General features: G+C 66.1%; 6 protein-coding genes. 4 read left to right on the top strand and 2 right to left on the bottom strand.

The features are described 5' to 3' along the window. Nucleotides 1–390: 390 nt before the first annotated feature. Nucleotides 391–1,107, bottom strand: coding sequence for an HAD family hydrolase (locus BEN47_RS06285; protein ID WP_125921540.1), 717 nt, complete (start codon nt 1,105–1,107; stop codon nt 391–393). A gap of 229 nt (nt 1,108–1,336) precedes the next feature. Between BEN47_RS06285 and pafA the strand changes: the two genes are divergently transcribed. The 4 genes from pafA to BEN47_RS06265 all read left to right on the top strand — a co-directional run bounded on the left by pafA (nt 1,337) and on the right by BEN47_RS06265 (nt 4,987). Next, on the top strand, nt 1,337–3,049 hold the full coding sequence (pafA, locus tag BEN47_RS06280; protein WP_070726306.1) for an alkaline phosphatase PafA: 1,713 nt from the start codon (nt 1,337–1,339) through the stop codon (nt 3,047–3,049). A gap of 221 nt (nt 3,050–3,270) precedes the next feature. Continuing rightward, complete coding sequence (locus tag BEN47_RS06275; RefSeq protein ID WP_070726303.1) at nt 3,271–3,834, top strand: inorganic diphosphatase; 564 nt, start codon at nt 3,271–3,273, stop codon at nt 3,832–3,834. Between the two features lie 332 nt (nt 3,835–4,166). After that, nucleotides 4,167–4,610, top strand: a complete 444-nt coding sequence (locus BEN47_RS06270) for a hypothetical protein (protein WP_070726301.1) — start codon at nt 4,167–4,169, stop codon at nt 4,608–4,610. Next, complete coding sequence (locus BEN47_RS06265) at nt 4,532–4,987, top strand: UbiA prenyltransferase family protein (protein ID WP_158010884.1); 456 nt, start codon at nt 4,532–4,534, stop codon at nt 4,985–4,987. The genes BEN47_RS06270 and BEN47_RS06265 overlap by 79 nt, the downstream gene beginning before the upstream one ends. Here the strand turns inward: BEN47_RS06265 and BEN47_RS06260 are convergent. Continuing rightward, the gene (locus tag BEN47_RS06260) at nt 4,972–6,525 is read right to left on the bottom strand and encodes a bifunctional ADP-dependent NAD(P)H-hydrate dehydratase/NAD(P)H-hydrate epimerase (RefSeq protein ID WP_070726295.1); all 1,554 of its coding nucleotides are present in this window, start codon (nt 6,523–6,525) and stop codon (nt 4,972–4,974) included. The genes BEN47_RS06265 and BEN47_RS06260 overlap by 16 nt on opposite strands. Nucleotides 6,526–6,536 lie beyond the last annotated feature (11 nt).

Genomic DNA, 6,536 nt, shown 5'->3' with positions numbered 1-6,536 from the left:
AAAAAGCCGCCGACACCGCCGCCCCCGAAGCTGCCGTGGATGCCGCCGTGGGCCGCCCTCTACGGGGTGGCCTGCCGGGGGCGGCCCGGAAGCGCCGCCCCCCAAACGCCCTCGGTGGGAGTTATTGGTCGTGCCAAAGGCCCAAAAAGAGGCTCCGAACGAGCAAGAAGTCGTTCGGAGCCTTCAGCAGGCGGGGGAGCGCCGCTTTGGGGGACGTGCCGGGGGACTAGGTGGCGGGCACGAAGGCGGAGGTATTGGCGGCGTAGTCGAGGAGCTTGGCCATGAAGCCGACGGACTTGTCGCCCATTTTCACCATGTCTTTGCGCTCGTCCGGGGTGAGCGGGTGCAGGTAGGGGGTGAGGTGCCCCGTCGAACGACTCCCCCCCCCAACTACTCCAGGTGCATGTACTGGCGCTGGGCGCGCTGCTTGTCGGGCTTCGGCGCGTGGGGCTGCCGGGCCAGCAGCTCCAGCAGCCGCTCGGGGGTGAAGCCGGTGAAGTCTTTGACGTAGGCGAGCGGGTGTTGGAAGTTTTTTTCTTTCAGCGACGAGCCCACGGCCACGCAGCGCATGCCGGCCCGGTAGGCGGCCTGCTCGCCCAGCACGGCGTCTTCGAACACGATGCAATCCTCGGGGCGGACGCCGAGCTGGGCGGCGGCCACGGTAAAGGTGTCGGCGTGGGGCTTGCCCTTGGCCACGTCGTCTTTGCCGATGACCACGTCGAAGTACCGGCGCAGGTCGAGGTGGTCGACGATGTAGCTGATGGTTTCGGGCGGGGAGCCGGTGCCGAGGGCGATGTTGTGCCCGGCGGCGCGGGCAGCTTCCAGAAACGGCACGAGGCCGGGCATGGCGCGGCGCTTGTTCCAGTACAAGGTGCGGTAGAGGAACTCGCGCTGGCTGGCGTATTCTTTCAGCTGTTTCTCGGGCACGGGGTGGCGAAACACGGTTTTGAGGATGTTGGTGGCGGGCATGCCGTTGAGGCGCCGCAGCAGCTGGCGGGCGTTGGTGGTCAGGCCCAGGTCGCGAAACAGGAGCTGAAAGGCGCGGGCCTGGTAGGGCGTGTTGTCGACGAGTACGCCGTCCATGTCGAAGATGAGAGTGGGGAGCACGGGTGAGGGAGTTTTGATGAGCAAGTAAAATGGTCATGCTGAGCTGAACGTCATGCTAAAAGAACAGTCATGCTGAGCGCAGCCGAAGCATCTCTACTGCAGTAGTAAATCAGTCGGTTGAGTTAGTGGTGCGGTAGAGATGCTTCGGCTGCGCTCAGCATGACGTTCTTTTTTAGCGCTTGCCTTTGCCGGGGTATCTTTGCCCCCGCTTAGCATTACCTGTTTCCGCTTGAAAAAGATATTCCTGTTTGCCCTCACGGCCTTGGTCGCCGTGCCCGCCCTTGCCCAGAAAGCCGGCCAGCCCGTGCCGCGCCCCAAGCTGGTGGTGGGCATTGTGGTAGACCAGATGCGCTACGACTACCTCTACCGCTACTGGGCCAAGTACGGCACCGGCGGGTTCCGGCGGCTGCTGGGCCAGGGGTTCAGCTTCGAGAGCTGCAACTTCAACTTCGTGCCCACCTACACCGGGCCGGGCCACGCCAGCATCTACACCGGAGCCACGCCCGCGGTCAACGGCATTATCGGCAACAACTGGTTTGAGCGCGAATCCGGCCGCGACACCTACGTGACCGAGGACAAAACCGTGCAGCCCGTGGGCGGCTCCCTGGCGGCGGGGCAGATGTCGCCGCGCCATATGCTGAGCACCACCATCGGCGATGAGCTGCGGCTGGCCACCAATTTTCAGAGCAAAGTCATCGGGCTGAGCATGAAGGACCGGGGCAGCATCCTGCCGGCTGGCCACGCGGCCACCGCCGCCTATTGGTACGACGGCACCAACGGGGCCTTCACCACCAGCACCTTCTACATGCCGCAGCTGCCGGGCTGGGTGGCGGCCTTCAATCAGCAGGAGCGCGCCGCGCAGTACCTGAGCAAGCCCTGGGAAACGCTGCTGCCCCTGGCCCAGTACACCGAAAGCACCGCCGACGACGTGCCCTGGGAAAGCAGTTTCCGGGGCGAGAAAACGCCCACCTTCCCGCACGACCTGCCCAGCCTGAGCGCCGCCCCGCCCGCCGCCGTGACGGCCCTCACCACCGCCGCGGGCGAAACCACGCCCAAAGCCAGCCCCCGCAACCTCGACCTCATCCGGTCCACGCCCTTCGGCAACAGCCTCACGGCCGACTTTGCCCTCGAAACCCTGCGCGCCGAGCAGCTGGGCCAGCGCCCCGGCATCACCGACATGCTGGCCGTGAGCTTCAGCAGCACCGACTACGTAGGCCACCAGTTCGGCCCCAACTCCGTGGAAGCCCAGGACACCTACCTGCGCCTCGACCGCGACCTGGCCCGCCTGCTGAGCGCAATCGACAAGGCCGTGGGCAAGGGCAACGCCCTGGTGTTCCTCACCGCCGACCACGGCGCGGCCAACGCCGTGGGCTTCCTGCAGGAGCACCGCCTGCCCGCGGGGGGCGTGGGCAACATCTCCATGCGCGATTCGGTGCAGCTGGCCCTCACGCGCCGCCACGGCCCCGGCAAGTGGGTGCTCGATTTCGGCAACCTGCAGGTGTACCTCAACCGCCCCCTGCTGGCCAAAAAAGGCCTGGACCTGGCCAAAACCCAGGCCGAGGTAGCCGCCCTGCTGCTCCCGCTGCCCGGCGTGGCCCAGACCCGCACCGCCACCGACCTGCAAAACGCCCACTGGAGCGAGGGGCAGGGCATGCTGCAGGAAAACGGTTTTTTCGCCCCCCGCTCCGGCGATGTGCTGGTGACCCTGCTGCCCGGCTGGCTCGAAGCCTACTCGTACCCGGTCATCAAAGGCACCACCCACGGCACCACTTGGGCGTATGATACGCACGTGCCCCTCCTTTTTTGGGGCTGGCGCGTAAAGCACGGCGAATCGGCCACGCCCGTCCGCGTCGTGGACATTGCGGCCACCGTGGCGCGCTTCCTGCACATTCAGGAACCAAGCGGCAGCAGCGGGGTTCCACTAGTGGAAGTGCTGAAGTAGCTGGTTTAAGCCCCTCCTTACCAACCGTAGGTCAGCGTAGCCAAGGAGGGGACGCCGGCGCGCAGCGCGCGTGGGGTGTGTGGGCGTTGCAAGGCCGGCGCCAAATTGTTCGGCGAGCCGTTCAACGCCCACAACCACCCCCGTTCAGCCGTTGGCTGAAACATCCCCTCCTTGGTAAGGAGGGGAGTGTGTACTGTCTTTATCAATCCATTTAAGATTACATGAAAAATACCTATTTCAACCCCTGGCACAACGTATCGCGCGGCGACAACAACCCACAGGTTGTGCAATCCATCATCGAAATCCCCAAAGGCAGCAAAGGCAAATACGAGCTCGACAAAGACAGCGGCCTGCTGAAGCTCGACCGCGTGCTGTTCTCGGCGGTGCACTACCCAGCCGCTTACGGCTTCATTCCCCAAACCTATTGCGACGACAATGACCCGCTGGACATTCTGGTGCTGTGCTCCGTCGACATCGTGCCCATGTGCATTGTGGAGGCCAAGGTCATCGGCGTAATGCAGATGGTGGACCAGGACGAGGAAGACGACAAAATCATCGCCGTGGCCGCCCACGATATTTCGGTGAACCACTACAACGACATCAGCGACCTGCCCCCGCACACGCTGCTGGAGATGCGCCGCTTCTTTGAGGACTACAAAGCTCTGGAGCACAACAAGCACGTGGTGGTGGAGCGCTTCATGGGCAAGGAAGACGCCTACCGCATCATCAACGACAGCATCAAGCTTTACGACGAAACCTTCGGTCAGCTGCAGGCTATCAAGTAAGGTGTTAGCTGGCGCGCGTCTGCGACGCGCGCCAGCTCCGCGGCTGCGCAACGCCAGTGAATATTATTGCCCAAGGGCGAAGCACGAACGGTTGACGTTCTGCTTCGCCTTTTTTGCGCTTGCTAGGCAAAAGCAGCTCGCAACCTGGGCTAAATAGTTGCTGATACCGCTGGGCGTTGTGGCCCACGAGGCCCCGGTCCACTGAAAGGCATAGCCGTGGGTACTGCCCCCGCTGAAGCCAGCCGGTACTGCGTCCGGCGGCGCTAATTTTACCCGTGACCAATCCGCATCCGCCTGCTCGCCCTGCTGCTGCCCGCCACCCGCTGGGCCGCTTGCTCGATGCTGTGCTCTACAGCAGCGCGTGGCTGGCGGCGGCGGCGGCCGCTCAGACGGCCGCTACCCTGCACCAGTGGCCGGCCATCAGCAGCGCCGGGTACCGGCTGGTGGCGTTGGTGTTTGCCGCCACGCTGCTCGTCTACAACCTCGATGCCGCGCTGCCTTTCAAGCACCGCGAGCCGGCTGGCACTTCGGCCCGCAAGGCCTGGCAGCAGCGCCACCGACCGCTCCTGCTGGGGCTGGCGGTAGGGGCGGCGGCGGCGGCGGGGTTCCTCTTTTTCGTTGATGGCTGGTGGCGCTACTGGCCGGGGCTCGCGCCGTTGGTAGCGCTGGCGCTGCTGTATTCGTGGCCGCTGTGGCCGTGGCACGGGCGCGCCGGGCCCTGCGCGAAATCCCGCTGCTCAAAGGCTTCCTCATTGCCCTGGTGTGGACGGCCGTGACCGTGGGCCTGCCGGTGTTGCTATTGCGCCACCCGGTGGCCCACGTTGCGGGGCTGCTGGGCCAGCGCTTTTGCCTGATAATGGTCATCACCATCGTGTTCGATGTCCGGGATTATGGGCGCGACCGGCGGGCGGGCACTCGCACCTTTCCCGGTGTGCTGGGCGTGGCCGGAGCCCAGCGGCTGGCCCTGGGATTCCTGCTGGCCTCAATGGCGCTGGGCCTGGTGCGGGGTGCCCCACCACTGGCCGTGCTGCTGCCTGGCGCCCTCACCGCCAGCGTGGTGAGCGCCGCCGAAGAAACCCGCAGCGACTATTTCTACGCCCTGCTCACCGATGGCCTGCTGCTGGTGCAGGCCGCCGCCTACTTCGTGTTTTGAGCCCGCTGGCTGCACCGGCTCAGCGCCGGGCCTAGGTGGCGCACGATGTCGCCGGCTACCAGCCCGGCTTCACCGGTTTCATGGGCGGCCAGGTCGCCGGCCAGCCCGTGGGCGTACACGGCCAGCCGCACGGCTTCGAAGGGCAGGAGCCGGGCATCGGCGCGCAGGGCCAGGAGCAGGCCGGTGAGCACGTCGCCGCTGCCGCCGGTGGCCATGCCGGGGTTGCCGGTGCTGTTGAAGTGCAGTTCGCCGCCGGGCGTGGCCAGGCAGGTGTAGGCACCTTTGAGGACCACCAGGCAGCGGTGCTGCTGGGCAAAATCGCGCAACAGCTCCAGGCGATGGTAGTCGTCGCGGGCGGGTTCGGTGAGGCGCTCAAATTCCTTGGGGTGGGGGGTGAGTACGGCGTTTTCGGGGAGCAGCGACAGTAGCTCGCGGTGCTGGCCCAGCAGGTTCAGCGCGTCGGCATCGAGGACGAGAGGCAGCGGCGGGCCGGTTTTTTCGCGGGGCTGGCTGGCTGCTTCCAGCAGCTGGCGCAATACGCTCGAACTGGCCGCGTGCTGCCCCAGACCTGGGCCGATGGCTACGGCCTGATATGGCTTTAGATTGGGAAGCTCGCTGATGTGGTCGGGCTGGGCATCGCTCAGGCACATGGCTTCTGGCTGGCTGTTTTGGAAGATGTCGTAGCCGCAGGCCGGGATGTGGGCCGTGAGCAGGCCCACGCCGCCGCGCAGGCAGGCGCCCGCCGCCAGCACGGCCGCGCCCATCTTGCCCCGGCTGCCGGCCAGCAGCAGCGCGTGCCCAAAGGTACCCTTGTGGCTGAACCTGGGCCGTGGAGGCAGCTGGCCGGCCATCGTAGCTGCGTCTGTATAATGCCAGGGCGTGGTGGTGCGGGCAATAAAACCGGGGCTCAACTCAATGTCCTCAACCTGCCACTCGCCCACAAACTCCGCGTTCTGTGGCAGGAGGAAAGCCAGCTTGGGCAGGCCGAAACTCACGGTGTGCCGCGCCCGCACCACGGCGCTATCGGCTGGCTGGGACGCTTCGGCGAAGAGGCCGCTGGGGATGTCCACGGCCAGCACGCGGGCCTGTGCCTGATTGAGGTGCGCTACCACGGCGGCGGCCAGGCCCGCCAGCGGCCGGCTCAGGCCGGTGCCAAACAGGGCATCAACCACCACGGTATCGGCCGAAATGGCGGGCAGGGCTCCGGCGCTGATTTCGGCTACGGGCACGGCGGCGGGCAGCCGTTGGCGGTTGTGCTGCCAGTCGGGGGAGTAGCGGCTGGCGGGCAGCAGGGCCACGCGCACCGAATAATTGGCTTCGTGCAGCAGGCGGGCCAGGGCCAGGCCGTCGCCGCCGTTATTGCCGGGGCCGCAGAGCAGCAGGGTGTCGGCGGGTACCCGGCCGTAGCCATACTGGCCGTAGAACCAGAACAGCAGCGCCTGGGCAGCGCGCTCCATCAGCTGCGCCGAAGTGAGGCCCTGCTCGGTAATGGTGGCTTGGTCGAGGGCGCGGGTTTGAGCGGCAGTCAGAATTTTCACGGCGGCGGCGC

It is taken from the genome of Hymenobacter lapidarius (assembly GCF_001816145.1).
In the GTDB taxonomy this organism is placed as follows: Bacteria; Bacteroidota; Bacteroidia; order Cytophagales; family Hymenobacteraceae; genus Hymenobacter; species Hymenobacter lapidarius.
This window is presented reverse-complemented; position numbering and strand designations above follow the sequence as displayed.

What these genes read in the sequence shown, in the direction of transcription:
- BEN47_RS06275 (WP_070726303.1), top strand. Translation starts at nt 3,271, where the DNA reads ATGAAAAATACCTATTTCAACCCCTGGCACAACGTATCGCGCGGCGAC.